29 protein-coding genes and 1 pseudogene are annotated in these 26,711 nt (G+C 72.5%); 8 read left to right on the plus strand and 22 right to left on the minus strand.

From position 1 onward, the window contains the following. Positions 1–125: 125 nt before the first annotated feature. Positions 126–224, minus strand: a complete 99-nt coding sequence (locus CFT82_RS05020; protein ID WP_005504750.1) for a 30S ribosomal protein bS22 — start codon at positions 222–224, stop codon at positions 126–128. A gap of 159 nt (positions 225–383) precedes the next feature. Continuing rightward, entirely contained in the window at positions 384–1,598 is a 1,215-nt protein-coding gene (locus CFT82_RS05025; protein WP_088817919.1) for an acetoin utilization protein AcuC, read from the minus strand. A 28-nt stretch (positions 1,599–1,626) separates the two neighbouring features. Here CFT82_RS05025 and CFT82_RS05030 point away from each other — a divergent pair, with 28 nt between their 5' ends. Next, complete coding sequence (locus CFT82_RS05030) at positions 1,627–2,295, plus strand: potassium channel family protein (protein ID WP_088817920.1); 669 nt, start codon at positions 1,627–1,629, stop codon at positions 2,293–2,295. A gap of 93 nt (positions 2,296–2,388) precedes the next feature. Here CFT82_RS05030 and CFT82_RS05035 read toward each other — a convergent pair whose 3' ends face one another. The 6 genes and pseudogenes from CFT82_RS05035 to CFT82_RS05060 form a co-directional block, all read right to left on the minus strand. Next, positions 2,389–2,949 carry a GNAT family N-acetyltransferase gene (locus CFT82_RS05035; RefSeq protein WP_088817921.1) on the minus strand — a complete coding sequence of 187 codons (561 nt, stop codon included), beginning with the start codon at positions 2,947–2,949 and terminating at the stop codon, positions 2,389–2,391. Positions 2,950–3,044: 95 nt separating this feature from the next. Further along, positions 3,045–3,872 carry a pyrroline-5-carboxylate reductase gene (gene proC / locus CFT82_RS05040; RefSeq protein ID WP_268807414.1) on the minus strand — a complete coding sequence of 276 codons (828 nt, stop codon included), beginning with the start codon at positions 3,870–3,872 and terminating at the stop codon, positions 3,045–3,047. 1 nt (position 3,873) lies between these two features. Beyond that, the gene (locus tag CFT82_RS05045) at positions 3,874–4,833 is read right to left on the minus strand and encodes a proline dehydrogenase family protein (RefSeq protein WP_200815047.1); all 960 of its coding nucleotides are present in this window, start codon (positions 4,831–4,833) and stop codon (positions 3,874–3,876) included. Between the two features lie 40 nt (positions 4,834–4,873). Further along, entirely contained in the window at positions 4,874–5,521 is a 648-nt protein-coding gene (locus CFT82_RS05050; protein ID WP_088817923.1) for a TetR/AcrR family transcriptional regulator, read from the minus strand. 196 nt (positions 5,522–5,717) lie between these two features. Continuing rightward, positions 5,718–6,374, minus strand: a pseudogene (locus CFT82_RS05055) (sugar phosphate isomerase/epimerase family protein); the annotation flags it as partial. After that, positions 6,371–7,327, minus strand: coding sequence for a Ppx/GppA phosphatase family protein (locus CFT82_RS05060; protein WP_088817924.1), 957 nt, complete (start codon positions 7,325–7,327; stop codon positions 6,371–6,373). The pseudogene CFT82_RS05055 and the gene CFT82_RS05060, both read right to left, overlap by 4 nt. 78 nt (positions 7,328–7,405) lie before the next feature. Between CFT82_RS05060 and radA the strand changes: the two genes are divergently transcribed. Beyond that, positions 7,406–8,782 carry a DNA repair protein RadA gene (gene radA / locus CFT82_RS05065; RefSeq protein ID WP_088817925.1) on the plus strand — a complete coding sequence of 459 codons (1,377 nt, stop codon included), beginning with the start codon at positions 7,406–7,408 and terminating at the stop codon, positions 8,780–8,782. Between the two features lie 30 nt (positions 8,783–8,812). On the opposite strand, the gene CFT82_RS05070 is transcribed toward radA, so the two are convergent. Next, positions 8,813–9,271 (minus strand): DUF2382 domain-containing protein, encoded by a 459-nt coding sequence (locus tag CFT82_RS05070; RefSeq protein ID WP_159461863.1) that lies wholly within the window; start codon positions 9,269–9,271, stop codon positions 8,813–8,815. Positions 9,272–9,420: 149 nt separating this feature from the next. Here CFT82_RS05070 and disA point away from each other — a divergent pair, with 149 nt between their 5' ends. The 5 genes from disA (at position 9,421) to CFT82_RS05095 (ending at position 14,062) form a co-directional block, all read left to right on the plus strand. Then, positions 9,421–10,506, plus strand: coding sequence for a DNA integrity scanning diadenylate cyclase DisA (gene disA, locus CFT82_RS05075; protein ID WP_088817927.1), 1,086 nt, complete (start codon positions 9,421–9,423; stop codon positions 10,504–10,506). Between the two features lies 1 nt (position 10,507). Next, complete coding sequence (locus CFT82_RS05080; protein ID WP_234994277.1) at positions 10,508–11,389, plus strand: HhH-GPD family protein; 882 nt, start codon at positions 10,508–10,510, stop codon at positions 11,387–11,389. 63 nt (positions 11,390–11,452) lie between these two features. Further along, complete coding sequence (locus CFT82_RS05085; protein ID WP_200815048.1) at positions 11,453–12,253, plus strand: ABC transporter permease; 801 nt, start codon at positions 11,453–11,455, stop codon at positions 12,251–12,253. A 1-nt stretch (position 12,254) separates the two neighbouring features. Continuing rightward, positions 12,255–13,079: an ABC transporter permease gene (locus CFT82_RS05090; RefSeq protein ID WP_088817929.1), complete on the plus strand. Its 825-nt coding sequence runs from the start codon at positions 12,255–12,257 to the stop codon at positions 13,077–13,079. Positions 13,080–13,081: 2 nt separating this feature from the next. Further along, complete coding sequence (locus CFT82_RS05095; protein WP_088817930.1) at positions 13,082–14,062, plus strand: ABC transporter ATP-binding protein; 981 nt, start codon at positions 13,082–13,084, stop codon at positions 14,060–14,062. On the opposite strand, the gene CFT82_RS05100 is transcribed toward CFT82_RS05095, so the two are convergent. The 4 genes from CFT82_RS05100 to CFT82_RS05115 all read right to left on the minus strand — a co-directional run bounded on the left by CFT82_RS05100 (position 14,041) and on the right by CFT82_RS05115 (position 18,345). Beyond that, positions 14,041–14,613 carry a GNAT family N-acetyltransferase gene (locus tag CFT82_RS05100; protein WP_088817931.1) on the minus strand — a complete coding sequence of 191 codons (573 nt, stop codon included), beginning with the start codon at positions 14,611–14,613 and terminating at the stop codon, positions 14,041–14,043. The two genes, CFT82_RS05095 and CFT82_RS05100, sit on opposite strands and share 22 nt — an antisense overlap. Next, the gene (locus CFT82_RS05105) at positions 14,606–15,094 is read right to left on the minus strand and encodes a DUF3817 domain-containing protein (RefSeq protein ID WP_088817932.1); all 489 of its coding nucleotides are present in this window, start codon (positions 15,092–15,094) and stop codon (positions 14,606–14,608) included. Before CFT82_RS05105 ends, CFT82_RS05100 begins: the two co-directional genes overlap by 8 nt. Further along, the gene (locus CFT82_RS05110; protein WP_088817933.1) at positions 15,091–17,700 is read right to left on the minus strand and encodes an ATP-dependent Clp protease ATP-binding subunit; all 2,610 of its coding nucleotides are present in this window, start codon (positions 17,698–17,700) and stop codon (positions 15,091–15,093) included. The genes CFT82_RS05105 and CFT82_RS05110 overlap by 4 nt, the downstream gene beginning before the upstream one ends. A gap of 120 nt (positions 17,701–17,820) precedes the next feature. Next, positions 17,821–18,345, minus strand: a complete 525-nt coding sequence (locus CFT82_RS05115) for an arsenate-mycothiol transferase ArsC (protein ID WP_159461864.1) — start codon at positions 18,343–18,345, stop codon at positions 17,821–17,823. Between the two features lie 166 nt (positions 18,346–18,511). Between CFT82_RS05115 and CFT82_RS05120 the strand changes: the two genes are divergently transcribed. Beyond that, on the plus strand, positions 18,512–20,020 hold the full coding sequence (locus tag CFT82_RS05120; RefSeq protein ID WP_088817934.1) for a polysaccharide biosynthesis tyrosine autokinase: 1,509 nt from the start codon (positions 18,512–18,514) through the stop codon (positions 20,018–20,020). 107 nt (positions 20,021–20,127) lie between these two features. On the opposite strand, the gene CFT82_RS05125 is transcribed toward CFT82_RS05120, so the two are convergent. The 9 genes from CFT82_RS05125 to CFT82_RS05160 form a co-directional block, all read right to left on the minus strand. Then, complete coding sequence (locus CFT82_RS05125) at positions 20,128–20,478, minus strand: histone-like nucleoid-structuring protein Lsr2 (protein ID WP_088817935.1); 351 nt, start codon at positions 20,476–20,478, stop codon at positions 20,128–20,130. Positions 20,479–20,628: 150 nt separating this feature from the next. Beyond that, positions 20,629–20,850 (minus strand): hypothetical protein, encoded by a 222-nt coding sequence (locus CFT82_RS05130; RefSeq protein ID WP_234994278.1) that lies wholly within the window; start codon positions 20,848–20,850, stop codon positions 20,629–20,631. Beyond that, entirely contained in the window at positions 20,847–22,313 is a 1,467-nt protein-coding gene (gene lysS / locus CFT82_RS05135) for a lysine--tRNA ligase (protein ID WP_200815077.1), read from the minus strand. Before lysS ends, CFT82_RS05130 begins: the two co-directional genes overlap by 4 nt. Positions 22,314–22,388: 75 nt before the next feature. Further along, the gene (locus tag CFT82_RS05140; RefSeq protein WP_088817938.1) at positions 22,389–22,739 is read right to left on the minus strand and encodes an MGMT family protein; all 351 of its coding nucleotides are present in this window, start codon (positions 22,737–22,739) and stop codon (positions 22,389–22,391) included. Positions 22,740–22,750: 11 nt separating this feature from the next. Next, positions 22,751–24,028 carry an MFS transporter gene (locus CFT82_RS05145; protein ID WP_234994279.1) on the minus strand — a complete coding sequence of 426 codons (1,278 nt, stop codon included), beginning with the start codon at positions 24,026–24,028 and terminating at the stop codon, positions 22,751–22,753. A gap of 124 nt (positions 24,029–24,152) precedes the next feature. Further along, positions 24,153–24,290 (minus strand): hypothetical protein, encoded by a 138-nt coding sequence (locus CFT82_RS11700; protein WP_159461865.1) that lies wholly within the window; start codon positions 24,288–24,290, stop codon positions 24,153–24,155. Further along, complete coding sequence (locus tag CFT82_RS05150) at positions 24,287–25,111, minus strand: SDR family NAD(P)-dependent oxidoreductase (RefSeq protein WP_088817939.1); 825 nt, start codon at positions 25,109–25,111, stop codon at positions 24,287–24,289. Before CFT82_RS05150 ends, CFT82_RS11700 begins: the two co-directional genes overlap by 4 nt. 1 nt (position 25,112) lies before the next feature. Next, positions 25,113–25,973, minus strand: a complete 861-nt coding sequence (gene nadE / locus CFT82_RS05155; protein ID WP_088817940.1) for an ammonia-dependent NAD(+) synthetase — start codon at positions 25,971–25,973, stop codon at positions 25,113–25,115. 75 nt (positions 25,974–26,048) lie between these two features. Next, entirely contained in the window at positions 26,049–26,711 is a 663-nt protein-coding gene (locus tag CFT82_RS05160) for a vitamin K epoxide reductase family protein (protein WP_088817941.1), read from the minus strand.

A 26,711-nucleotide genomic window follows, 5' to 3' on the forward strand; every position in this document is an offset into this window, starting at 1 on the left:
TACGCGCGCATGTCGTAGTTCACGAAATCGTGACGGTTCACCGTGCGTCTGCGTCCCACGCAGAACGCCCCGACCACGAGGATGTGGACGGGGCGTGAGGACCAGCTGCGTTCAGGCGCAGGGGGTCACTTCTTGTTGCGACGCTGGTGACGCGTCTTGCGCAGCAGCTTGCGGTGCTTCTTCTTGCTCATCCGCTTGCGGCGCTTCTTGATGACGGAACCCATGCTTCACATCCTTCGTCGGGTCTCTGGTCGGCCCGTCGCCCCGAGGGTGCTGGTGCTGGGGTTCAAGCCGAGATGATGGGGGCCCACGCGGTGGCGGGGCCCCAAGAAGTGATGGTCAAGGATACACACGCCACGGGGCCGGTCCCGAACGCACGCGCCTCAGTCGAACCAGGGATCCAGGCCGTGGTGCGGGAAGACCGCCTCGCGGGCGGCCATGACGGCCTGGTCGACCGGGGACTCCGGGTCGAAGCCGAGCTCCCAGCTGCGGTACCAGGGCCACCGACCGTCGTCGTCGCCGAGGGTGAGCGGGAACTCCCCGGCCAGCTCCTCCACCGTGTCGCGCCAGCTCGACGGGGTGTCGGCCGCCAGGTCGATCTCCACCCCGGAGGCCACACCCATCAGGGCGGCCCACGCCCGGGGGACCGCGTCCGAGATCGAGTAGCCCCCGCCGCCGAGCGCGAGCCAGCGCTCCTCGCACACCGACCCGGCGAGCTCGCGCATGGCCCCGGCGGCCGCGGTCTGCGCCTCGATGGAGAGGCCGAGGTGGGCCAGCGGGTCCCGGGAGTGACCGTCGCAGCCGTGCTGGGTGACCAGGACGGTGGGCTCCACGGCGTGGACGATCGCCGGGACCACCCCGTGCAGGGCGCGCAGCCAGGCCGCGTCCCCGGTCCCCGGCGGCAGGGCCACGTTCACCGCGCTGCCCTGGGCCGCGGGACCGCCCAGGTCACCGGGGAAGCCGGTGCCCGGGAAGAGCACCCGCCCGGTCTCGTGGAGGGAGATGGTCACCACCCGGGGGTCGTCCCAGAAGGCCGTCTCCACCCCGTCCCCGTGATGGGCGTCGAGGTCCACGTAGACCACCCGCTCGGCGCCCCGCTCCAGGAGGCGGTGGATCGCCATCGCCGCGTCGTTGTAGATGCAGAAGCCCGAAGCGCGCCCCGGCATGGCGTGGTGGAGTCCCCCGGCGATGTTCACCCCCCGCACGAAGCTGCCGTCCATGATCCCGTCGGCGAGCGTGATGCTCCCGCCGGCGGCCAGCGCGGAGGCCTCGTGCATGCCGGCGAAGGCCGGGGAGTCCTCGTCCCCCACCCCGAAGGAGCCGTCGGCTTCCTGCGGCGCCTCCGACATGCGGCGCACGTGCTCGACATAGGCCGCCTCGTGCACGGTCAGCAGCTCGGCCTCGGTGGCCATGCGGGTGGGGACGACCTCCACCCGGTCGAGCACCCCGATCTCCGCGGCCAGCAGGTGGGTCAGGCGCAGCCGCAACGGATTCATCGGGTGCGCGAGACCGAAGTCATACTGGATGAACGCGTCGTCCCACACGACCCGTGCCGTCTCGAGGGACCGGGGTGCGGGGCGGTCTGCGGCGACGTCCATGAACCAACGCTAGCGGAAGGGCCGTGGGATGCAGCGACACGCTCTCTACAACGAGGACACCCTGGTCATCGGGCTGGGGCGCTTCGGCACGGCCGTGGCCACCGAGATGCACCGGATGGGCTACCGCGTCCACGCGATCGAGGCGCGGGCGAGCCTGGCCGAGCGGCACCACCGCCGCTTCCAGCACGTCATGGCGGTGGACTCCACCGACCCCGAGGAGCTCGGCCGGGCGAAGCTGGAGATGTTCCGGGTCGCCGTGGTGGCGATCGGCTCCTCGGTGGAGGCCTCCCTGCTCACGGCGGGCAATCTCGTGGACGCCGGGGTGCCGAGCATCTGGGCCAAGGCGGTGAGCGAGGAGCACGCGCGGATCCTGGAGCGGATCGGGGTGCACCACGTGGTCTTCCCCGAGGCCGACAGCGGCCGCCGGGTGGCCCACCTGGTGAACGACAAGCTGCGCGACTACATCGAGTTCGACGACGGGTACGCGATCGTCAAGATGACGCCGCCCCACGAGCTGCTCGACAAGACCCTCGCCGAGAGCCAGGTCCGCTCGCGATACGGCGTGACGGTGGTCGGGATGAAGGCGCCGGGCGACGACTTCCACCACGCCGTCCCCGGGACGATGGTGGGCCGCCACCACTCGATCATCGTCAGCGGTCCGGTCGCGGCCATCGAGCGGCTCGCCTCCCGCCCCTGAGCAGGACCGGCACGCCCCCGGACGCGACGATGCCGCCCCCGCGGAGGGCGGGGGCGGCATCGTCGCGGACGTGCGGGTCCGGGCGGTCGGCGGTCAGTCCGTGACGTCCTCGCCACCGTCGGCCTGGAGGGCCAGCGGGGTCTCGAGGGCCGCGTCGGCCCCCAGCGGGAGCACCAGCGCGGCCTCGTGACCGGGCTCGCCCTCCACGGTGACCGGGCGACGCGCCTCGGTGGGGCGGTAGCCGATCGAGCTGGCGAAGGCCACGGCACGGCCGTTGTCGGTGTGCACCCAGTAGACGAGGTGGCTGTACCCGGCGTTCCGGCCCACCGTCTCGGCGTGCTCCATGAGCTGCTTCGCGACCCCCTCGCCACGCAGCTCCGGGGTCACCCAGATGCCGTAGACCTCGCCGAGGTCGTCGTCGTCCCGGGTGTTCTCCTCACCGACGGAGGCCAGGGCCACCCACTCGCCCCCTTGCTGGGCTGCCAGCCGGGTCGAGCGCTGCATCCGCTCCTGCCACTGCTCGTCGGAGAAGGAGGACTCCTCCTCGTAGGTGGCCACGAAGGCCTCCGGGTTCTCCTCTAGGGCGCGCAGACGCAGGGACCTGAAGATCGCCCACTCGTCCTGCGCGAGCTCCCGCACGGTGATGTCAGTCATGCGTGCATGTTCCCACGAGCTGCGTCCCAGTTCACAGTCAACCTCCCTTTTCCCCGGAATCACCCGGTTTCCGCACGCCCGGAGGCGCCCGCCGCTCAGTCGTCGTCGACCACGCCGTCGGAGAGGTCCTTGCTGCGGCGGGCGGCCGCCTCCATCGCCGAGAGGAAGGCGGCGCGGACCTTGTGGTCCTCCAGCTCCCGCATCGCCGCCACCGTGGTGCCGCCGGGGCTCGAGACCATCTCCCGCAGCATCGTCGGGTGCTCGCCCGTCTCCTTGAGCATGGTCGCCGCCCCGAAGAGGGTCTGCACCACGAGCTCGGTGGCGGTGGACCGCGGGAGCCCCAGGTGCACCCCGGACTCGATCATCGACTCCACCACGAAGAAGAGATAGGCCGGGCCCGAGCCGGAGATCGCGGTCACCGCGTCCTGGTAGCGCTCGGGCAGCGTCGTCACGAGACCGGTCGAGGCCAGGACCCCCCGGGCGAGCTCGACCTGTTCGGAGGTGCAGTGAGGGTCCGGGGAGATCGCGGACATCCCCTGCCCCACCTGGGAGGGGGTGTTCGGCATCGCACGGACCACCGCGGTGCCCTGCGGCAGGCGCGCCTGGAGGAAGGCCAGGGGGATGCCGGCCGCCAGCGAGAGCACCACGGTGCCCGCGGTGAGCGCCGGCCGCACCTGACCGAGCGCGGCGTCCATGTCCTGCGGCTTCACCGCCAGGACCACGACGTCCGCACCGGGCACCGCCTCGGCGGTCGGGGCGTTGGTCACCCCGAGCTCGGCGGCGGTCGCCGCGGCCCGCTCCGGGTCCCGGCCGCAGAGGAGGACCTGCTCGGCCGAGTGCCCCGCCCGCAGCAGACCGGCGGTGACGGTGCGCCCCATGACGCCACCGCCGACCATGACGATGCGCGTTCCCGTGTCCAGCACGTCAGCCCCGGGAGAGCAGCGAGCGGGCGAAGAAGGCGACATTCGCCGGGCGCTCGGCCAGGCGGCGCATGAAGTACCCGTACCAGTCCGGCCCGTTCGGCAGGTAGACGCGCACCCGGTAGCCCTCGGAGATCAGGCGCTCCTCCTCCTGCGGCCGGATGCCGTAGAGCATCTGGAACTCCCAGGAGTCGGTCGAGCGCCCCACCTGGTCGGCCAGGAAGCCGGCGATGTCGATCATGTTCGGGTCGTGGGTGGCCATCATCGGGTAGCCGTCCCCGTGCATGAGGATCTTGGCGCACTCCACGTAGTTGAGGTCCACCTCGTGGTCGTCGGTGAAGGCCACCGACTCGGGCTCCTTGTAGGCGCCCTTGCAGAGGCGGACCCGGCTGCCGGCCGTCGCCAGGTCGCGACAGTCGCCCTGGGTGCGGCGCAGGTAGGCCTGGAGCACCGCCCCGGTGTCCGGGAAGTCCTCGCGCAGCTCGCGGAGGATCCCCAGCGTGGAGTCCGTGGTGGTGTGGTCCTCCATGTCCAGGGTGATGGTCGTGCCGGCGTTGGCCGCCGCCCGCGCGATCTCCCGGGCGTTCTCCAGCGCGACCTTCTCCCCGTCGGCCCCGAGGAACTGGCCCAGGGCGCTGAGCTTCAGCGAGAACTCGACCTGGCCGCCCTCGGTGAGGCCCGCCTCGCCCATGTCCCGGATGTACCGGAGGTAGGCCTCCTTGGTGCCCGTGGCCTGGGCGAGGTCGGTGATGTCCTCGCCGAGGTGGTCCACGGTCGCCAGGCGCCCCTGGGAGAGCAGCCCGGCGCAGTCGCGCGCGGCGTCGTCGAAGGTCTCCCCCGGCACGTACCGGGAGACCACCCGGCTGGTCACCGGCAGGTTCACCATCGCGTCGCGCACCTCGGTGCGCCGACTCATGGCCAGCAGGGCGTCACGCATCAGGGTACTCGGGTCAAGGGCGCTCATCGCAGGGCCTCCTTCAGGCGGTCGGGGAGCACATTCTCCCTCACGGGCGGGGCACGGGCTCCGCGGCCACCGGCTCGTCGGCGACGACCGGCACCGGCGGCAGGTCGCCGAGCAGCAGGAGCTGGAGCAGCGGGGCGCAGGCCGCCACCAGCCGCTCGTCCGGGGCCTCGCGCAGCGGCCCGAAGTGGAGGGTCCGCTCCGAGGTGACGACCCCGATGAGGACGGCCACCGAGAGCGCGGCCCGCAGCTCCGGCTCGTCCGGGCTCCACCGCCGGGCGACGGGGAGGAGGAGCCGCTCCAGGAGCAGGTCGTTGATGAAGGAGCGCTCCTCCGGGCAGGCCACCGCGGCCGACAGCAGACCCATCATCTGCGGGGTGGTGTCCCCTCCCCCGAGCCAGTCGACGAAGGCGGCCGTGAGCTCGGCGCCCAGGGTCGCGGGGTGCATGGAGTCCACGACGCCGCTCCAGGCGAGGTCGTCGAACTCCGGGCGGAGGCACTCGCGGAAGAGGTTCTCCTTGGTGCCGAAGTAGTAGGAGACGAGGGTCGGGTCGACCCCCGCGGTCCGCGCCACCATGCGCAGGGACACCTTGCCGTAGCCGTTCTCGGCGAACAGGCCGACAGCCGCGTTCTGGATGTCGGAGCGGGTGTTGCTGCCCTTGGGACGAGGGCCTCGACGAACCGGGATCATGGGCTTCTCCTGGGTGCTGGGACGGGCGGGGCTCCGCCCGGGCCCGGGACGTGGAGGGGGCCGGTCTCAGGCCAGGTGGGATCGCGCGAAGGCCAGGGACCTGCGGAGGCGCTCGACACGGGTGGCGGGATCTGCCCCCCCGTGTCCCGACCTCCACGACCACCGAGCCCGTGAAGCCGATCTCCCCGAGAAGACCGAGGACCTCGGCGCACGGCTGGGTGCCGTCACCGGGAACCAGGTGCTCGTCCTTCAGGGAGCCCGACCCGTCGGCGAGGTGGACATGAGCGAGAGTTCTGCCTGCGGCCCGGGCCATCGCCACGGCGTCGGCGTGCGCCGTCGCCGTGTGGGAGAGGTCGAGCGTGACGTGCTCGTACTCGTGGTGGGTGGGGTCCCAGCCCGGCAGGTACATCGGGACCCGGCCCCGCTCCCCCGCCCGCGGCACCCGCCAGGGGTACATGTTCTCCACGGCGATCCGCACCCCGGTGCGAGCCTGCCGCTCGGCGATCCCCTCGACGAACTCCCGCCCGTACTGCCGCTGCCAGGCGAACGGCGGGTGAGCCACCACCGTGGGGGCCCCGAGCTCCTCGGCGAGCTGCACCGCGCCGTCGATCTGCCGCCAGGTGGTGCCCCACACGTTGGGCAGGAAGAGCAGGGTGGGCGCGTGGACGGCGAGGACCGGCTGGCCGTGGCGGGCCGAGAGGCGGCTCAGCGTGGCGGCGTCCCGGGAGATGCGCTCCCCCCAGACCATGATCTCCACCCCGTCGTAACCGAGCTCCTCGGCCACCCGGAAGGTGTACGGGGTGCCTGCCGGATAGGTGCTCGAGGCGGACAGCCCGACCGGCCAGCGGCTCATCGTTCCAGCGCCCCGTCGAAGGGGTCGACATCTCCCTCAAGGTGGTCGAGGGTGCGCAGGATGACGCCCTCGCGCAGGGCCCACGGGCAGATGTCGAGCTGGTCGATGCCGAGCAGGTCCATCGCCCCCTCCGCCACGAGCGCACCAGCCAGCACCTGCGGGGCCCGGGCCGCGTTGACACCGGGGAGGCGCTGCCGGTCGGCCACCGACATGTGCCCCAGCCGGTCCACCCACTCCTTGAGCGCCTCGCGCTCCAGGATGCGGCGGACGTACGGGCCCTCCCCGCTCGGGGCGGCGCCCTGCAGGCGGGCGAGGGTGCGCATGGTCTTGCTCGTGCCGACGACCCGGTCCGGACTGCGGCGCGTGAGGTCCGGCACCACCTCGCCGATCCGGGCGCGGATGCGGCGGCGCAGGGCCTTGATCTCCTCCGGGGCCGGCGGGTCACCCGGCAGCTCCCGGTGCAGGCGGCCGGCACCCAGCGGGAGGCTGACCGCGACCTCGGGCTCCTCGTCCAGACCGTTGGCCATCTCCAGCGAGCCGCCGCCGATGTCGACGAGCAGCAGGTGCCCGGAGGACCAGCCGCACCAGCGACGGGCGGCCAGGAAGGTCAGGCGGGCCTCCTCCTCGCCGGTGAGGATGCGCAGGGTCACCCCGGTGCGCTCGCGGACCCGGGCCAGGACCGCCTCGGTGTTGCCGGCGTCCCGGATGGCGGAGGTGGCGAAGCCCAGCAGGTGCGCGGCCCCCAGGTCGGCGGCGTGCTCGACGCACTCGGTGACGAAGCCCATGAGCTCCTCGGCCCCCGCGTCGTCGATGTCGCCCTCCGGGGTGAGGTACTCGGCCAGGCGCAGCTCGTGCTTGAAGGAGGACGCCGGGATCGGGTGGGCACCGGGCCGTGCGTCGACGATGAGCAGGTGGACGGTGTTCGACCCCACGTCGATGACTCCCAAGCGCATGGGGGCAAGGGTACGTGCGCCGCGCCGGGGGACGCAGGCGCCACTGAGGTCGTCGGTGGGCTGCCCTACGGTGCACCCGTGAGCACGAGGAGCGCGAAGGCCCGGGACCAGTACCGCTGCACCGAGTGCGGCTGGACCACGGTGAAGTGGCTCGGCCGCTGCAAGGAGTGCCAGGCCTGGGGGACCCTCCAGGAGGTGGGTGGGGCCCCGGCCGGGCGGACCGCCGCGGCCCGGCACGTCCGCGAGCCGGCCCGGCGCATCGCCGAGGTGGACCTCTCGGCCTCCCACCACCGGCCGACCGGCGTGGACGAGCTCGACCGGGTCCTCGGCGGCGGCCTCGTGCCCGGCGGGGTGGTGCTCGTGGCCGGTGACCCGGGCATCGGCAAGTCGACCCTGCTGCTCGACGCCGCCGCCCAGGTCGCCCGCGGGGGGCGGCCCGTGCTCTACGTCAGCGGCGAGGAGTCCTCCGCGCAGGTGCGCATGCGCGCCGAGCGGATCGGGGCCGTGACCGACGAGCTCTTCCTCGCCTCCGAGACCGATCTCGCCTCCGTGCTGGCCCACGTGGAGGCCGTCGACCCGGTCATGCTCGTCGTCGACTCCGTGCAGACCATCACCTCCGGCGAGGTGGACGGCGCGGCCGGCAACGTGGCCCAGGTGCGGGAGGTGGCGGCCGCGGTCATCCACCTGGCCAAGGAGCGCGGCATCGCCACCCTCCTGGTGGGGCACGTGACCAAGGAGGGTGCGATCGCCGGCCCCCGCGTGCTGGAGCACCTGGTCGACGTCGTGGTCACCTTCGAGGGCGAGCGCCACTCGCGCCTGCGCCTCATCCGCGCCGTGAAGAACCGCTTCGGCCCCACCGACGAGGTGGGCTGCTTCGACCTCGACGAGTCGGGCATCACCGGCCTGGCCGATCCCAGCGGCCTCTTCGTCTCCCGCCACGCCCACCCGGTGCCCGGCACCTGCCTGACCGTGACCCTGGAGGGGCGCCGCCCCCTCGTGGCGGAGGTGCAGGCCCTCGCGGTGCCCACCCAGGCCCCGAGCCCCCGCCGAACGACGAGCGGGCTGGACTCGGCCCGGGTGGCGATGTCCGTGGCGGTCCTCAACCGGCACGCCGGCGTGGGGCTGCAGCAGACCGACGTCTACGTCTCCACGGTGGGGGGCGTCCGCCTGGGGGAGCCCAGCACGGACCTCGCGGTCTGCCTGGCCCTCGCGAGCTCGGTGGCCGACCAGCCCCTCCCCGACGGGCTGGTGGCCATCGGGGAGGTCGGCCTGGCCGGGGACCTGCGCAACGCACCCGGCACGCTGCGCCGGCTGCAGGAGGCGCGCCGGATCGGCTTCACACGGGCCGTGGTGCCGCGCGGCTCGCTCGGGGAGGCCGAGCTGCCGCCGGGGGTCCTGGAGGTCACCGACCTCGCGGCCGCCGTCCGTGCCGCGCTGCCGGGGCGCGCGGACTGACCCGCACCCGGGCGCAGCCGCCCCCCGCGTTCAGCGGAAGTCGGGCAGGACGGTCCCGTCGACGTCCAGGTGCTGGATGTCGACGTGCTCGGCCCGGACCGTCTCGGTCGCCTCGTGGGGCACGACGACCCGGCGGCGCAGCACCCGCGCCTCCTCGTAGGGCACGGTCTCCAGAGTGACCACCGGTCGCTGGCGGTGCAGGGTCACCGTCTGGATCTCCTCCAGCTCCTCCCGGCCGTCGGCCCGCTCCGCCAGCTCGGCGGCCTCGACCGCCCCCAGCCGGGCCCGCTCGTCGCCCAGTACACCGTCCGTGTGCCGGAGCTCCTCCAGCTCGAGGACCTCCCGCTGCACCTCGACCTCGACGGTCACGACCTCGGTGACGATCCGCTTGCGGACCCGCGTCGCACCTGCCGGGCGGCGCTCGACGCCCGCCACGAGACGCTCGGCGTGACGCACCATCGAGGTGCGTTCGTTCTGACGGTGGTCCATCTGGGTCTCCTCGAGGTCGACGGGTTCGCCCCCCATCGTGTCTCACGGCGGGGGGCCGGGACCACCCGGGAGCCGACCGGAAGCACCCAGCGCCCCGGTACGGCGCGGGAATCCCGGCCCCGTCGGCGCCTCTCGCCTAGGATCACCACGTGGAGACCGTGGATGCTGACGCCGTGAACGCCGTGCTCACACTGCTCGCCCCGGGGACCGAGCTGCGCGACGGCCTGGAGCGGATCGTGCGGGGCCGCACCGGCGCACTCATCGTCCTGGGGAGCAATCGCACGATCGACTCCATCTCCAGCGGCGGTTTCGAGCTGAACGTGGACTTCTCCTCCACCCGGCTCCGGGAGCTGGCCAAGATGGACGGCGGCATCGTCGTCTCGGCCGATCTCAGCCGCATCGTGCGCGCCGCCACCCAGTTCACCCCGGACCCCTCGGTGATCACCCGCGAGTCCGGCACCCGCCACCGCACCGCCGAGCGCGTGGCCCGGCAGACCGGTCAGCCCGTGGTGAGCGTCTCGGCGTCGATGTCGATCATCGCCCTCTACATGGGCGACCAGCGCGTGGTGCTCGACGAGGTGAGCACCATCCAGTCCCGCGCCAACCAGGCCCTGCAGACCCTGGAGCGGTACAAGGCGCGCCTCGACGAGGTGGCCGGGACGCTCTCGGCCCTGGAGATCGAGGATCTCGTCACCGTGCGCGACGTCGCCGCCGTGGCCCAGCGGCTGGAGATGGTGCACCGGATCCACGAGGAGATCGGCCACTACGTGGTCACCCTCGGCAGCGAGGGGCGCCTGGTCGACCTGCAGCTCTCGGAGCTGACCGCCGGGCTGGGCAACGACCGGGAGCTCCTGGTGCGCGACTACGCGCCGTACCACACCCCCGACGAGGGCACCGAGGCGATCGACGAGGTGCTCGGCCGGATGGCGCGGCTCACCTCGGCCGACCTGCTGGACCTGCTCACCGTGGCCCAGGCCATGGGCTTCGCCAGCGGCGCCGACACCCTCGAGCAGCGGGTCTCCCCGTGGGGCTACCGCCTGCTCTCGCAGATCCCGCGCCTGCCGGCGAACATCGTGGACCGCGTGGTGCTGCACTTCGACGGCCTGCAGGCCCTCCTGGCCGCCTCGACCGAGGACCTGCACGAGATCGAGGGCGTCGGTGACGCGCGTGCCGCCGCGATCCGCGAGGGGCTGAGCCGCATGGCCGAGACGAGCATCCTCGACCGCTACGTCTGACGTGCCCGAGCGCCCCGATCTCACCGGCCCCCTGCTGGCCTGGTTCGACGCCCACGCCCGGGACCTGCCCTGGCGGGCCGCGGACCGGACCGGCTGGGGCGTCCTCGTCTCCGAGGTGATGCTGCAGCAGACCCCGGTGGCCCGGGTGCTCCCCGTGTGGCAGGAGTGGATGCGGCGCTGGCCGCGCCCCTCCGACCTCGCTGCTGCCGGGCCCGGGGAGGCGGTCCGGGCCTGGGGCCGGCTCGGCTACCCCCGCCGGGCCCTGCGCCTCGTGGCGGCCGCCGAGGTGATCCGCGACGAGCACGGGGACGAGGTGCCGGCGGACGCCGAGACGCTGCGGGCGCTGCCCGGCATCGGGGAGTACACCGCGGCGGCGGTGGCGGCCTTCGCCTTCGGCCGCCGCGAGGTGGTGGTGGACACCAACGTGCGCCGGGTGGAGGCCCGCGCGGTGAGCGGGCCGGCGCTGCCGGCACCCTCCTACTCCGCGGCCGAGCGGCGGCTGGCCACCGAGCTGCTGCCCGCCGACCGGGAGCGCAGCGTCCGCTGGAACGCCGCCACGATGGAGCTCGGGGCCCTGGTGTGCACCGCCCGCGCACCCCGGTGCGGGGAGTGCCCCCTCCAGGACCGCTGCGCCTGGGTGGCCGCGGGCTCCCCGCCCCACGACGGACCACCGCGGCGGGGGCAGCGCTGGGAGGGCACCGACCGGCAGGCCCGCGGCCGCATCGTGCAGGCACTGCGGGAGACCGACGGCACCTTGACGCGCGAGCAGGCGCTGGCGGCCTCGGGAGCGCCGGAGCCCCAGGCCGAGCGCTGCCTGCTGGGGCTGCTCACCGACGGGCTGGTGGAGCAGGACGAGGCCGGCGGTTTCACGCTTCCGCAGTAGGCCGCGGGTCACCGAGTGCGCGGCGTCTTGCCCCCCCCCTGATCGGGGTAGTGTCCCGCTTTTGTGACGTGGTCGACGGGGTGGGCGATGGTGACGGCGGGCTTCCGCCGTCAGTCGGCCTACCGCCTGGCCATGCTGGCCGGCCTCGTGGCCAACATGACCTTCGGCCTCATCCGCTCCGCCCAGCTGTCGGCCGCCTCGCAGTCGGCCGGGGGTTCGCTGGCCGGGTACGAGCACGACCAGCTCATGAGCTTCGTGTGGGTCTCCCAGGGCCTGCTGGGGGCGGTGAACCTGTTCGGGTCCACCGAGATCGCCTCCCGCATCAAGGACGGACAGGTGGCGGTGGACTTCCTGCGCCCCACCTCTGTGGTGGGCCAGTACCTCGCCACGGACCTCGGCCGGGCGCTCTACACCTTCGTGCCCCGTGGCATCCCCAGCGTGCTCGTCGGGGCTGCGACCACCGGGGTCGCCTTCGCGACCGCCCCGCTGCACTGGGTGGCCGGTGGGGTCGGCGTGCTGCTGGGCATCGCCATCGCCTACCTGAGCGCCCACTGCCTGGCCACCCTCGGCTTCTGGTTCGTCGAGACCCGCGGCTTCGAGGCCACCTACATGGTGACCACCACCTTCCTGGCTGGCCTCTACCTGCCGGTCTCGATGTTCCCCGGCTGGCTGGCGGCGATCGCCCACGCCTCGCCCTTCCCCTCGATGCTGCAGCGCCCCGTCGACGTGCTCGTCGGCCGCACCACCGGCCTCGACGTCTGGACCTCGCTGGCTACCCAGGCGGGCTGGTTCCTGGTCATGCTCGCCCTGGCGCTGGTGCTCACCCGGGCGGGGCGTCACACCCTCGAGATCCAGGGCGGATGACGTGAGCCTCCTCCCTGCTGCCCTCTCCTCGCGCCTGGCTCCCTACCGGGCGGTGCTCAGCGCCCGACTGCGCTCCCAGACCGCCTACCGGGCCAGCTTCGTGCTCGACCTGGCCGGTTCGCTGCTCATCGGGCTGGCCGAGCTCGCCGAGGTGTGGGTGCTCTTCCACAACATCGACGCCCTGGCCGACCTGGACTACGCCGGGATGCTCGTGGTGTTCGGGCTCGGGTCACTGGCCTTCTCGCTGGCCGACCTGGTGGTCGGGCACGTGGACAACCTGCCGCGCTTCATCCGCGCGGGCACGGTGGAGGCCTTCCACCTGCGCCCCCTACCGGTGCTCACCCAGCTCATGACCAGCGACCTCTCCCTGAAGCGCCTGTCCCGCAGCGGGGTGGGCGTCGTGTCCCTGCTGGTCGGGATGCACCTGGCGGGAGTCGAGCCCAGCACGACCGTGATCGGCATGGTGCTGCTCGCCACCGTCTTCGGTGCGGCCCTGTTCGCCGGGCTCTTCGTGACGGCTGCGGGCTGCCAGTTCTGGCTGATCAACGGCAAGGAGATGGTCAACGCCTTCACCTACGGCGGCAGCTACGCCGCCCAGCAGCCGCCGGCCATCTTCTCCCCCGGGCTCAAGGTCGTCTTCGGTTGGATCGTACCGGTGGTCTTCGTGGCCTACCTGCCGGCCACCGTCGTCCTCGGACTGCCCGGTGAGGGCCTGTTCCCCGCCTGGACGGCCTGGCTCCTGCCGGTGGCCGCCGCTTGGGTGTGGGTCATCGCGCTGCTCGTGTGGCGAGCGGGCGTCCACCACTACCAGGGAGCAGGAGGCTGACCATGAGCACACCCATCCTCCAGACGCACGAGCTCACCCGCGAGTTCGTCCGCCGCGAGAAGGTGCCGGGCCGGCGCTTCGCCCGCCGTCGCACGACACTGCGGGCGGTCGACGGCCTCACCGTCACCGTGCGACGAGGTGAGGCGGTCGGCTACATCGGGGCCAACGGAGCGGGTAAGAGCACCACCATCAAGATGCTGGCCGGGATCCTCGTGCCGACCTCCGGCGAGGTCCGCACCTGCGGGCTCGATCCGGTGCGTCAGCGGCGCGACCTGGCGCGCCGCATCGGCGTGGTGTTCGGGCAGCGCTCGCAACTGTGGTGGGACCTGCCGCTGGCCGAGTCGTTCACCATCCTGGCGGCCGTCCACGGCCTCTCGGCCGCCCGCCGCGACGCCCGGGTGGCCGAGCTCGTGGACCGGCTGGAGATGGGGCCGCAGATGAGCACCCCGGTGCGCTCGCTCTCCTTGGGCCAGCGGATGCGGGGGGAGGTGGCCGCCGCTCTGCTGCACTCTCCCGAGCTGGTGGTCCTCGACGAGCCGACGATCGGCCTGGACGTGCTGAGCAAGCAGCGGCTGCGGGAGTTCCTGCGCGAGGAGCGCCGGGAGCACGGCACCACCCTGCTGCTCACCACCCACGACATGGGCGACATCCAGCGGCTCTGCGACCGGGTGCTGGTCGTGGACCACGGAAGCCTGGTCTACGACGGCGCCCTGGCGGGGCTCTCGGCGAAGGTCGGGGCCGAGCGTGTGTTGGTGGCCGATCTCGCCGGGCCGCAGCCCCGGCTGGACGGCATCCCGGACGCTCAGGTCGTGGACTACGAGGCGGAGGGCGCCCGGCAGAAGTTGGCCTTCGACGCCACCCACACCACTGCCGCTGCCGTGCTGGCCGCCGTCAGCGAACGCGCCGATGTCCGGGACCTCTCGCTGGAGGAACCGGACATCGAGGACGTGGTGCGGCGCCTCTACGAGCAGAACCGTCCCTGACCCACATCAGACAGCTCCATCGCGATCTCGGGGCCGATGGCCTCGACGACCCGCTGCCCGGTCGGACTGAACCCGAGGCGGGCGTAGGCGCGCTGGGCACGGAGGTTCTCCTCGTGCACCCACAGCGTCATCCGGTCCACCCCACGGGAGGCCGTCCACGCCCCAGCCGCGTCCACGAGCTCGTCGAGCACGCCCTGCCCCCGGGCCTCCGGCGCCACCCACACACCCAGCAGCATCCCGCGGTCGCGGGTGATCGTGCCGCCACCGAACTCGCCCTCCCCGGCCCGCTGGAGACGGACCGTCAGGGTCGCGACGAACTCCCCGCCCGACGCGACCCCGACGAGCTGCCTCCCGTCCCGGGACCCCGGGTCGTCCGGGCTGAGGCTCCGGACCAGCTCCTGCCACGCGGCGTCCGGACGTTCCCTGGCCGCATCGAGGGTCTCGAAGAAGGCCTTCCCGGCCACCGGGTCCTGCAGGGCGCGCAGCCGCAGGTCACGGGCCGCGGCCCACTCCTCGGCCCGGAGAGCACGGACCGTGATCCGCTCAGGCACCGGGCGGGCCGAGGAGGAGCAGCACGCCGAAGACCACCACCAGCAAGCCCATCACGAGGAGCAGGGCACCCACCGGACGGCGCAGGCCAGCGGCGAGCACCTTCTCCAGGGCGCCACGGGGCTCCTCGCGCAGCAGCCGCCACCGGTGGGCGAGCAGAGCCTTGCCATCGGCCCAGCGCTCGAAGGGGATCGTGGCCCACGGCACGATCGCCGAGGCCAGCCCGAGCACGGTCCGCCCGACGCCCCAGCGACCGTCGAGAGCGACGGCCAGGACCGTCGCCACGAAGGCGAGGAAGACGAAGCCGTGCAGCCCGCCACCGATCCGGACGCCCAGCTCGGTGGTCTTCGTGACGTACTTCAGGACCATGCCGGCGATGAGCAGGGTCCACGTGATCGCCTCGGCGGCGGCGGCCCACGCGAACACCCGCCGCGGGGACCAGGCGTCCCCGCGGCGGGCCTCCGCCACGGACGAGGTGGTCACTCCGCCTCGCTGTTCACGGCACGGTCGGCGTCACCGGTGAGCTCGTCGACCGGCTGTGCGTCGGGGCGGCGCTCCGAGGAGAAGACGAACTCCTGGCGCGCGGGACCGCCCCCGGCCCCGCTGGCACCCGGGTTGATCGGCCCGGCGGCCGCCTCGGCGGGCTGCTCGGCCTCGCCGGTGACGTCGACCTGGATGAGCTCCCCGGCGGCGAACTCGCCGTAGAGGATCTTCTCCGAGATCGGGTCCTCGATCTCGCGCTGGATGGCGCGGCGCAGCGGGCGCGCACCGAGCACCGGGTCGTACCCGCGCTTGGCGAGCAGCTCCTTGGCCTCCTGGGAGAGCTCGATGCGCATGTCCTTGTCGGATAGGCGCTCGTCGAGCCGGGCGATCATCAGGTCGACGATCTGCACGATCTCGGCCCGCGAGAGCTGCGGGAAGACGACCGTGTCGTCGACGCGGTTGAGGAACTCCGGGCGGAAGTGCTGCTTGAGCTCCTCCGACACCTTCGCCTTGAGGCGCTCGTAGTCCGAGCCCGTCTCGCCGCCGGCGGAGAAGCCCAGCGAGACGCCCTTGGCGATGTCCCGGGCACCCAGGTTGGTGGTCATGATGATGATCGTGTTCTTGAAGTCCACGGTGCGGCCCTGCGAGTCGGTCAGGCGACCGTCCTCGAGGATCTGCAGCAGGCTGTTGAACACGTCCGGGTGGGCCTTCTCCACCTCGTCGAAGAGGACGACGGAGAACGGCTTGCGGCGCACCTTCTCCGTGAGCTGGCCGCCCTCGTCGTAGCCGACGTAGCCCGGGGGCGAGCCGAACATGCGGCTGACCGTGTGCTTCTCGCCGAACTCTGACATGTCGAGCTGGATGAGCGAGTCCTCGTCGCCGAAGAGGAACTCGGCCAACGCCTTGGCGAGCTCGGTCTTGCCGACGCCGGTCGGGCCGGCGAAGATGAACGAGCCGGCCGGGCGGCGGGGGTCCTTGAGCCCGGCCCGGGTGCGGCGGATGGCCTTGGAGAGCGCGTGGATCGCGTCGTCCATGCCGACGATCCGCTTGTGGAGCTCGTCCTCCATCTTGAGCAGCCGGGTCGACTCCTCCTCGGAGAGCCGAAAGACCGGGATGCCCGTGGTCGCGGCGAGCACCTGGGCGATGAGCTCCTCGTCCACGACGGCGGCGGTGTCCTGGTCGCCCTCCTTCCAGGCCTTCTCCCGCTCGGCACGGTCGGCGAGCAGCTTCTGCTCGTCGTCCCGCAGGGCGGCGGCCTTCTCGAAGTCCTGGCCGTCGATGGCCGACTCCTTCTCCCGGCGCACCGTCGCGATCTTCTCGTCGATGTCGCGCAGGTCCGGCGGAGCGGTCATCCGCTGGATGCGGAGCCGGGCGCCGGCCTCGTCCACGAGGTCGATCGCCTTGTCCGGCAGGTAGCGGTCGTTGACATAGCGGTCGGCCAGGTTGACGGCGGCCGCCAGCGCACCGTCGGTGATGGACACCCGGTGGTGGGCCTCGTACCGGTCACGCAGACCCTTGAGGATCTCGATGGCGTGCGCCAGCGAGGGCTCGTCCACCTGGATCGGCTGGAAGCGGCGCTCCAGGGCGGCGTCCTTCTCGATGTGCTTGCGGTACTCCTCGAGCGTGGTCGCACCGATGGTCTGCAGCTCGCCGCGGGCCAGCATCGGCTTGAGGATGTTCGCCGCGTCGATCGCCCCCTCGGCGGCACCGGCACCCACCAGGGTGTGGATCTCGTCGATGAACAGGATGATGTCGCCGCGCGTGCGGATCTCCTTGAGCACCTTCTTGAGACGCTCCTCGAAGTCACCGCGGTAGCGCGAGCCGGCCACCAGCGAGCCCATGTCCAGGCTGTAGACGTGCTTGTCCTTGAGGTTCTCCGGGACGGTGCCGGCCACGATGTCCTGGGCCAGGCCCTCGACGACCGCCGTCTTGCCGACGCCCGGCTCGCCGATGAGCACCGGGTTGTTCTTGGTGCGGCGCGAGAGCACCTGGAGGACGCGCTCGATCTCCTTCTCGCGGCCGATCACCGGGTCCAGGTTCCCGTCCCGGGCCGCCTGCGTCAGGTTGCGGCCGAACTGGTCGAGCACCAGCGAACCCGCCGGGGTGCCCTCACCCTGCCCGCCCGAGGCGCCGACCCCGGCGGCCTGCGGCTCGCCACCCTGACCGCCCTGGTAGCCGGAGAGCAGCTCGATGACCTGCTGCCGGACCGTCGTGAGGTCCGCCCCCAGGCGCACGAGGACCTGGGCGGCGACGCCCTCGCCCTCCCGGATCAGGCCGAGCAGGATGTGCTCGGTGCCGATGTACTGGTGGCCCAGCTGCAGGCCCTCGCGCAGCGACAGCTCCAGGACCTTCTTGGCACGCGGGCTGAACGGGATGTGCCCGGACGGCGCCTGCTGCCCCTGGCCGATGACCTCGGTCACCTGGTCACGCACCGCGTCCAGCGAGATGCCGAGGTTCTCCAGGGCCTTGGCGGCCACTCCCTCGCCCTCGTGGATCAGCCCGAGCAGGATGTGCTCGGTGCCGATGTAGTTGTGGTTGAGCATCCGCGCCTCGTCCTGTGCCAGGACGACGACGCGCCGTGCGCGGTCGGTGAACCGTTCGAACATGAGAGCTCCTTGCCTCGCGGACCCCCCGAGGGGACGTCTGTGCTTCCCAGAACACTGCCTCCCCCGAGGCTGTTCCGCGCGGCAGCCCTTCCGGCGTTCGCTGTCCGCGAACCTCCCCGATCAGGCCCCGGCGAGCATCCGCACGACCCGACCGGTCCAGTCCTCGAGCTGCGCGGCCACCTCGGCTGACTTCTCCGGCCCCCGCCGGTAGGGGTCCTCCACCGACTCCGACCTCGAGGAGGGCACGCGCACCCGCGAGACCGCCTGGACGAGCTCGTCCCCGGCCGGGCGCTGCCCCGCGGCCGCCAGCTCCTCGGCGACGTGCAGGAAGTGGCCCAGGGTGAAGGTGCGACGGACCAGTCCCGGCATCTCCTCCACCACGTAGGCCTTGTGACGCCGCTCCATCGTGAGGACCAGGTCGGTCTCCCGCAGGATCGGCAGGGACACCTGCCGGGAGACGAAGCCCCCGGGGTCGCCGCCGCGCAGCCGCAGCTCGTGCGCCATGTCCCCGTCCATCGGGTCCCCGACCATCGCCATGGTGCCGGCGGAGGAGAAGGAGAGCCCGGCCGGTGCGAGATGGCTCGACCAGCGCTCGGCGAAGGTGGATCGACAGATGTTGCCGGTACAGACGTAGAGGACGCGCACCTGATCTCCTGGCTCTCGGACGGCCACCACGCTCCCGGGCCGACGGGACGTGGTGCGTGCCACCCATCCTAGGCGGCAGGAGCAGCGGAACAGCGGGACCAACGGGCTAGAGTGCACGGAGCGCCTCGGCCGGGGCGCCGACAGCCCCAACCCACCGGAGCACGTCTTGACGCTCGACGACATCCTGCGACTCAGCCGCCGCCACATCATCACCCTGCTGCTCTCCACCCTGCTGGGAATCGCACTGGCAGCCGGATGGGTGGCCATGCAGACCCCGGTCTACACCGCGAAGGCCACCGGTGTGGTGCAGGCCTCCTCCGGTGGCGGGACCGTCGGCGAGTCCCTCTCGGGCAACTCGCTGGCGACGACGAAGGCCCAGACCTACGTCACGTACTTCAACTCCCAGCCGGTGGCCGAGCGGGTCATCAAGGAGATGGGCCTGAAGGACTCCCCCAACGCGCTGGCCAGCCGCATCACGGCCACCAACGAGCAGGAGACCCCGAACATCGAGGTGAGCGCCAAGGGTGGCACCCCGCAGGAGGCCAAGGAGCTGGCCGACACGGTGGTGCAGCAGACCGCGGAGTACGTCGAGGAGCTCGAGACCAAGAACATCTCGAGCACGGGCGTCTACCCCGGGGCCCCGGAGCCGGAGGACGAGGAGGGCAAGGAGGCCGAGGAGCAGAAGAAGGTCCCCGCGACCAGCATCCTCCCGCTCGCCAGCGCCCAGCTGCCGCAGTCCCCGTCGGAGCCGCAGCCGGCCCGCGCCCTCGTGCTCGGCGGCCTGGCCGGTCTGGCCCTGGGCTACGTCATCGCGTGGTTCCGCCACCGTCAGGACACCCGCATCCGCACCCAGGAGGACATCTCCGAGGCCACCGGTGGCGCGTCCACCCTCGGCCTCATCCCGGCCAACGAGGCGCTGTCCTCGCCGGAGCGTGCGGTGCGCGAGGGCGGCGACGTCGACTTCGCCACCCGTGAGGCCCTGCGCCAGTTCCGCACCAACCTGCGCTTCGTCAACGTGGACCACGCCCCGGAGTCCATCGTGGTCACCTCGGCCCGCATGGGCGAGGGGAAGTCCACGATCTCCTCGAACCTGTCCCACCTGCTGGCCGAGGGCGGCGAGCGCGTGATCCTCGTCGACGCCGACCTGCGCCGCCCGTCGGTGGCCGGCATCTTCGACATCGACTCCTCGGTGGGCCTGACCCAGGTGCTCGCCGGGACGGCCGACCTGGCCGACGCGGTGCAGCCGACCGAGCACCCCAACCTCACGGTGCTGCCGGCCGGGACCATCCCGCCCAACCCGTCGGAGCTGCTGGGCTCCCAGCGGATGCGCGATCTCATCGCCACGCTCACGCAGACGCACCGCGTCATCCTCGACGCCCCGCCGCTGCTGCCCGTGACCGATGCCGCCCTGCTCACCACCAGCACGGACGGTGCCGTCCTCGTCGTCGCCGCCAACGACACCCGCAAGGAGCACGTCGAGCGTGCGTCGGCCAACCTGAAGAATGTCAACGCCCACCTGCTGGGCGCGGTCATCAACCGCGCCTCGGTGAGCCGTCTGAACCGCCTCCTCTACGGCGAGGGCTACGGCTACGGCTCGTACGGCTATGGCTACGGGTACGGCTATGGCGACGCGGACAGCAAGAAGAAGAAGGGCCGCAAGAACAAGCGGAAGTGATCCGCGGCCGGGGGCGCTCGGCCGGCCGGGACACGAGGAAGGGCCTCACCCCCGCGGGGGTGAGGCCCTTCCTCGTGTTGCCTGCCCGTGGTGCGCGCCGGCGGTCGTCAGCCCTTGCCGTGGGCCTTCGCGTAGGCCTCCTCGAGATCTGCGGAGAGGCGGCCACGGTCGCTGACCTCCCAGCCGTTCTCGCGGCCCCACCGGCGGATCCGGGCGATCTGCTCCTTGCGCGCCGACCCGGTGGTACGGGAGGCCGAGCCCCCGGTGCGGGCGGTGCGGCGTCCCTGCACCTTGCGCGCGCTGCCCACCCACGGGGCCATGGCGTCACGGAGTCGCTGGGCGTTCTCCTCGTTGAGGTCGATCTCGTAGGAGACCCCGTCCAGGGCGAAGGTGATGGTCTCGGAGGCCTCGCCGCCGTCGATGTCGTCCTCGAGAATGGTCACGTGGCGCTGCACCATGGTCTTCTCCTTCTCAGAAGTTCGTGAATGCATGGGATGTGCCGGAATCCTTGTTTGCCGCATCTTCCCCCCTCTTCCTCCGTCAAGCAAACGTGGGGCCGTCCGAGACGGCCCCACGTTCAATGTTCTTCCAGAAATGGTGCGGAATTCTCACCCGACCGGGTCGGACTCCGCGTCGCGCTCCGAGTGTGGCTGTGCCGCCGCGGAGTCACGCGCACCCTGGTCGGCATCCCACTCCGCGAGGGCCGCCCGCTCCCGACGGTCACCCTCCACGATGTGCTTCATGACCACGGCGAACAGCCACAGCACTCCGACGCTGGGGATGAGCGCGGCCACATAGGGCCAGACGGTGTTGAAGAGATCCTGCATCATGCCTCCGGCTTGGTGTGCGGGAAGAGAATGGTCTCGCGGATGCCGGCCCCGGTGAAGAGCATCACCATGCGGTCGACGCCGAACCCGAGGCCACCCATGGGCGGGGCGCCGTACTCCAGGGCTCGCAGGAAGTCCTCGTCGAGCTGCATCGCCTCCGGGTCACCCGCGGCGGCGGCCAGCGACTGGGCGGTGAGGACCTCGCGCTGGACGACCGGGTCCACCAGCTCGGAGAAGGCCGTCGAGCGCTCGACCCCCGCGATGATGAGATCCCAGGCCTCGATGAGACCGGGCTTGCTGCGGTGCGGGCGGGCCAGCGGCTGGGCCGAGGGCGGGTAGTCGCAGAGGAAGGTCGGCTGGAGCAGGCCGGGCTCGACGAGCTCGGAGAGCAGCTCCAGGACGATCTTCTCCGGCCCCCAGTCGTCCCCGAGCTCCACCTCGTGGCGGGCGGCGTGCTCCCGCAGGGTGGCCTCGTCGGTCTCCGGGGTGACCTCGGCCCCCACGGCCTCGGACACGCCCTCGTAGACCGGCAGCCAGCGCCACTCGCCGTCGAGGTCGACCTCCCCGGACGGGGTGCTCAGGACGCGCGACTCCAGCAGACCCGCCTCGATGAGCGCGTCGGCCACCGCGAGGTACATCTCGCGCATGAGCTCGGCCATGGTGGTCTGGTCGCCGAAGGCCTCGTAGGCCTCCAGCATCGTGAACTCCGGGCTGTGGGTGGAGTCGACGCCCTCGTTGCGGAAGACGCGCCCGATCTCGAAGACCTTGTCGATGCCACCGACGACGGCCTTCTTGAGGTTGAGCTCCAGGGCGATCCGGAGCGTCATCGGCTGGTCGAAGGCGTTGAGGTGGGTGGTGAACGGCCGGGCCATCGCGCCGCCGTGGACGAGCTGGAGCTCGGGGGTCTCGATCTCCAGGTAGCCGCGCTCCTCGAGGAAGCGCCGGACGGTGGAGGTGATGACCGAGCGCGTGCGCACCATCCGACGGGCCTCCTCGCGCACGATGAGGTCGGCGTAGCGCTGGCGGACGCGCTGCTCCTCGGAGAGGTCCTTGTGCAGGGTGGGCAGCGGGCGCAGGGCCTTGCTGGCCATCTGCCAGTCGGTGGCCATGATGGAGAGCTCACCGCGGCGGGAGCAGATGACGCGCCCGGTCACCGAGACGATGTCGCCCAGGTCCACCATCGCCTTCCAGCGGTCGAGGGCCTCCTGGCCGACCTCGGCCAGCGAGAGCATCGCCTGGAGGCGCTCCCCGGAGCCGGCCTGCAGGGTGGCGAAGCAGAGCTTGCCGGTGTTGCGGGAGAAGACCACGCGGCCGGCCACGGAGACCACGTCCTGGGTCTCCTCCCCGGTCTCCAGGTGGTCCCAGGTCGCGCGGACCTCCTCCAGGGAGTGGGTGCGCGGCACCTCGACGGGGTAGGCCTCGCCCGCGGCGAGCAGCGCCTCGCGCTTCTCCCGACGGATCCGCATCTGCTCGGGCAGGTCCGCGGCGGCGTCGGCGGGCGTGATCTCGGGGTTCGGGGTCTGCGCAGTCACACCGTGATTCTAGGCGCTCCCCCTCGGGGGGAGGTCGGCCGCCGCCTCGGCCCACGCGGCGGCGAGCGCCCCGAGGTCCGGGCGGTGCCGCTCGATGCGGCAGCCCCGGCCGTGGGGGCGCAGGGTGATGCCCTCGTTCACCCAGTGGGGCAGGGCCCGGGCCAAGAGGTCCGGGCGCAGCCCGCCGGTGGCAGTGGTGACCCGCCACCAGGCCACCTCGTGCCCCCAGGCGGCCATGACCGCCCCCACCTGTCGGGGGCCGGTGCCGACGACGGCGGCGACGTCCCCGTAGGAGACGACGTGGCCGGCCGGGACGAGCTCCACGCACCGGAGCACCTGCTCGACGAGGAGGTCGTCCACCGTCGGTCCCGTCAGGAGCGGACGACGGGCCGGGCCCCGTCACCCTGCCGGGCCCGCTCGCGGAGCATGATGACCGCCCACACGGCCAGGCCGGCCAGGGAGAGCCCCGCCCCGACCCAGCCGGTCGAGCGCCAGCCCCAGCCGGCGGCCAGGGCCGCGCCGGCGACGGCCGGGCCGATCGCGTTCGCCGCGTTGAAGGCCGCGTGGTTGAGGGCCGCCGCCATCGTCTGTGCCTCCCCGGCCACGTGCATGATCCGGGTCTGCAGGGGCACCACCAGGCCACCACCGATGCCGACGAGGGCCACCGAGAAGAGCATCAGCCACCAGTGGTCGACGGTGGTCGAGTAGACGAGCGTGGCCACCCCGATGAGCAGCTGGAAGAGGCCCGCCGAGAGGAGCAGGCGGCGCTCCGGGGTGCGCCCGGCCAGCAGGTTGCCGATGATGCCGCCGACGCCGTAGGCCATGAGCACCAGGGGCACCGCCCAGGCGGGGGCGTGCGTGTGGCTCATGAGCGTGGCCGAGAGGAAGGAGTAGACGGCGAACAGACCACCGAAACCGATGGCCCCCATGGCCAGCGGCAGCAGGACGTCGGGATTGGTGAAGGCGCCCAGCTCGGCCCGGGCGGAGCGGCGGACACCCCCGGAGCCCTGCGGCACGAGACGGGCCAGGGCCACCGCGCAGACCACCGCGAGCACGGCCACCAGGACGAAGGGCAGCCGCCAGCTGGTGGCCTGGCCGAGGACGCTGAGCCCCGGGACGCCCACCACCGTGGCCACGGTGAGGCCGGTGGCCACCCAGGCCACGGCCTGGGCGGCGCGGTCCCGCCCCAGCGAGGTGGCGGCCACGAGCTGGGCGATGCCGAACAGGGCGCCGTGCGGCAGCCCGGCGACGAAGCGGGCGGCGACGAGGAGCCCCAGGCTGGGGGCGGCCGCGGCGAGCAGGTTGCCCACCGTGAAGAGGCCCAGGAGGGCGAGCAGGGAGACCCGGCGGTCCCACCGGGCCAGGCCGAGGGAGAGCACGGGCGCCCCGACGACCACGCCGATCGCGTAGGCGCTCACCGCCCGGGAGGCCTGCGGCTCGGTGACGCCGAACTCGGCGGCGTAGTGGGGCAGCAGCGTCATCGCCGCGAACTCGGTGAGCCCGATGGCGAAGGTGGCCGCCGCCAGCCAGAGGATCAGCGTGCGGGGGCGGGTGTCCGGCGTGCTGATGCTCAGCCCTCCACCTGGCCGTCGACGGTGGGGCAGGGAGTGAACCGGCAGGCCATGGGGACTTCCTCTCGCGACGGGCACCGGGGTGCTCCTCCCGGTGGGAGGCGGGGTGCCGCTCGCCCCCGATTCTGCCGGAGGCACGACCCCCGACCCCCTTCACGGAGCTGCGAGATGCGTCACCCGTGAGGCGTCACCCGCCGGGTGCTCACATCTGCTGACCGAGGAAGCGGGCGAAGTCGTCGAGCTGCCCGAGGTCCGCCGCTGCGGTCGCCGAGGCGGCCAAGGGCTGCTCCCCCGACGGCGGGGCGTGCCCCGGGTGCTGGTCGTCGGGGCGACCGGTCACCGCGCGAGCAGCCCCGCCATCTTGCGGGCGATGTAGTCCGCCGCCCACTGCGGGGCCACCCGGGAGGCCCAGTCCACGAACCGGGCGTCCCGGCCGATCACCACGCGGTAGGAGCCCTTCTCGAGGCCCCGGATGATGGCCTCGGCGGCGTCGGGGGCAGGGGTCGTCGGGTGGCTGCTGCCCTCGGAGGCGGCGGTGTCGTCGACTGCCGCCCCGACCCGGACCCCGGAGTTCCCGGCGATGTTCGTCGCGATCGCACCGGGGAAGACGACGGTGACCGCCACCGGGCCGTCCCGGTGCTCGCAGTAGAGGCCCTCGGTGAAGAGCTTCACCGCGGCCTTGCTGGCGCCGTAGGCGGACTGCCCCGGGACGGGCGTCAGGGCGCCCATGCTCGCGACGTTGACGATCGCCGCCTCCGGGCGGGCGACCAGCTCGGGCAGGAAGACCTGGCAGGTGTGCACCACGCCCCAGAAGTTCACGTTCATCACGCGGTCGATCTCCTGGGGGTCCAGCTCGGCCACGGGGACGAACTGCTGGATGATGCCGGCCACGTTGACCAGGCCGTCGACAGCCCCGTGGGCGGCGAGGAGGTCCGCCAGCACCGCCTCGACCTCGTCACGACGGGTCACGTCCACGGGGTGGGTGGTGAGCGCCCCGGCGGCCCCCTCGGCCTGGGCCGCGGCCACGGTGCCGGCCAGGCCCTCGGCGCTCAGGTCCAGCGCGGCGACGCGCGAGCCCGCTCGCAGCAGACCCAGCACGACCTCCCGGCCGATGCCGTTGCCGCCCCCGGTGACGGCCAGGATCTTGCCCTCGAGCTGCATGTCAGCCCTTCTTCCCATGGTCGGTGGTCGTGCTGTGCCCGGTGCGCCACCAGGTGTCGTGGATCGTCACCGGGGTGGTGCGCTTGTGGCGGGAGGTGCGCCACTTGTGCTCGATGCGCTCGGCGACCTCCTCGGGGACCTCGCCGCCCTCGAGATAGGTGTCGATGTCCTCGTAGCGCAGGCCCAGCTCGTCCTCGTCGGTGCGCAGCGGCTGGTCGTCGAGGAGGTCCGCGGTGGGCACCTTGGCCCAGAGCTGCTCGGGGGCGCCGAGGTGCCGGGCGAGCTCGCGGATCTGCCCCTTGTCCAAGCCGAACAGGGGCAGGATGTCCGCGCCCCCGTCGCCGAACTTCGTGAAGAAGCCGGTGACGGACTCAGCCCCGTGGTCGGTGCCGAGGACGAGCAGGCTGAGCTCCCCCGCCACGGCGTACTGGGCGACCATCCGCAGGCGGGCCTTGATGTTGCCCTTGTTGAAGTCGACGATCTCCCGGCCGGTGGACCGCTGGAACTCGGCCTCGAAGGCGTCCACGGCGGCGCCGATGTCGAAGGTGAGTTCCTCGTCGGCCGCCACGAAGTCCATCGCGGCCGCGGCGTCGGCCTCGTCGGCCTGCACGTGGTACGGCAGGCGGACCGCGATGAACACCGCCTCGCCGCCCTGCTCCCGGCGGCGCTCGGCCGCCAGCTGGCCGAGGCGTCCGGCGAGGGTCGAGTCGACCCCGCCGCTGATCCCCAGGACGAGGCCCCGGGTGCCGGTGGCCTCGAGGTAGTCGCAGAGGAGCTGGACCCGACGCTCGACCTCGGCGGCCGGGTCGATCGTGGGCTGCACGCCCATCTCCTCGATGATCACTCGCTGGAGCTCTCTCATGCGTCCAGCCTATGCAGGGGAGCCCGCGCGAGGACACCCCGCGCTCCGGCAACGGAGCGTCGGGGTGTCGGGGCGTCACATGTCGAGGGCCAGCGGCACGAACACGGCGAGCACCGAGGCGATGACGGCCGTGTAGACCACGGCCACGGCAACCCAGGCCCACTCCCCGGCGAGGCGGCGCAGTCCGTCCGAGGCGGGCAGCTCGCCGCGCAGGAGCATGCGGGCGGTGAGGAGGACGAAGAGCGGGATCGTGGCCGCCCAGGCGACCATGCAGTAGATGCAGAGCTTCTCGATGACGAAGAGCGCCTGCGACCAGAGCCAGACGAGGAAGCCGGCCGCGAAGACGGTGCCGAGCCACACGCACACCCACCACCAGCGGGCCAGCGGGCCCCGGGCCGCCAGCAGGGCCACCCCGGCCATGATGACCAGCGCGTAGCCGACGATGCCGAGCAGCGGGTTCGGGAAGCCGAAGAGCTCGGCCTGCCAGGTGCGCATCACCGAGCCGCAGCTCACGAGCGGGTTGACATCGCAGGAGGTCTGGTAGAGCGGGTTCTCGTAGATGTGGAGCCGCTCCCAGGTGAGCATGGCGCTGCCGAACCATCCGACGATCCCGGTGAGCGTGAGCAGCCAGCCCATCGCCCGGTCGGTGGCCCAGCCGGGCAGGTGGCCACCCGGGTAGTCGCCGTCGGGCTCCGCATCGCTGCGGGTCGCACCGTCCAGCGTGGTGTCGGTGGTCAT

Source organism: Kytococcus aerolatus (assembly GCF_900187395.1).
Classification (GTDB): Bacteria; Actinomycetota; Actinomycetes; order Actinomycetales; family Dermatophilaceae; genus Kytococcus; species Kytococcus aerolatus.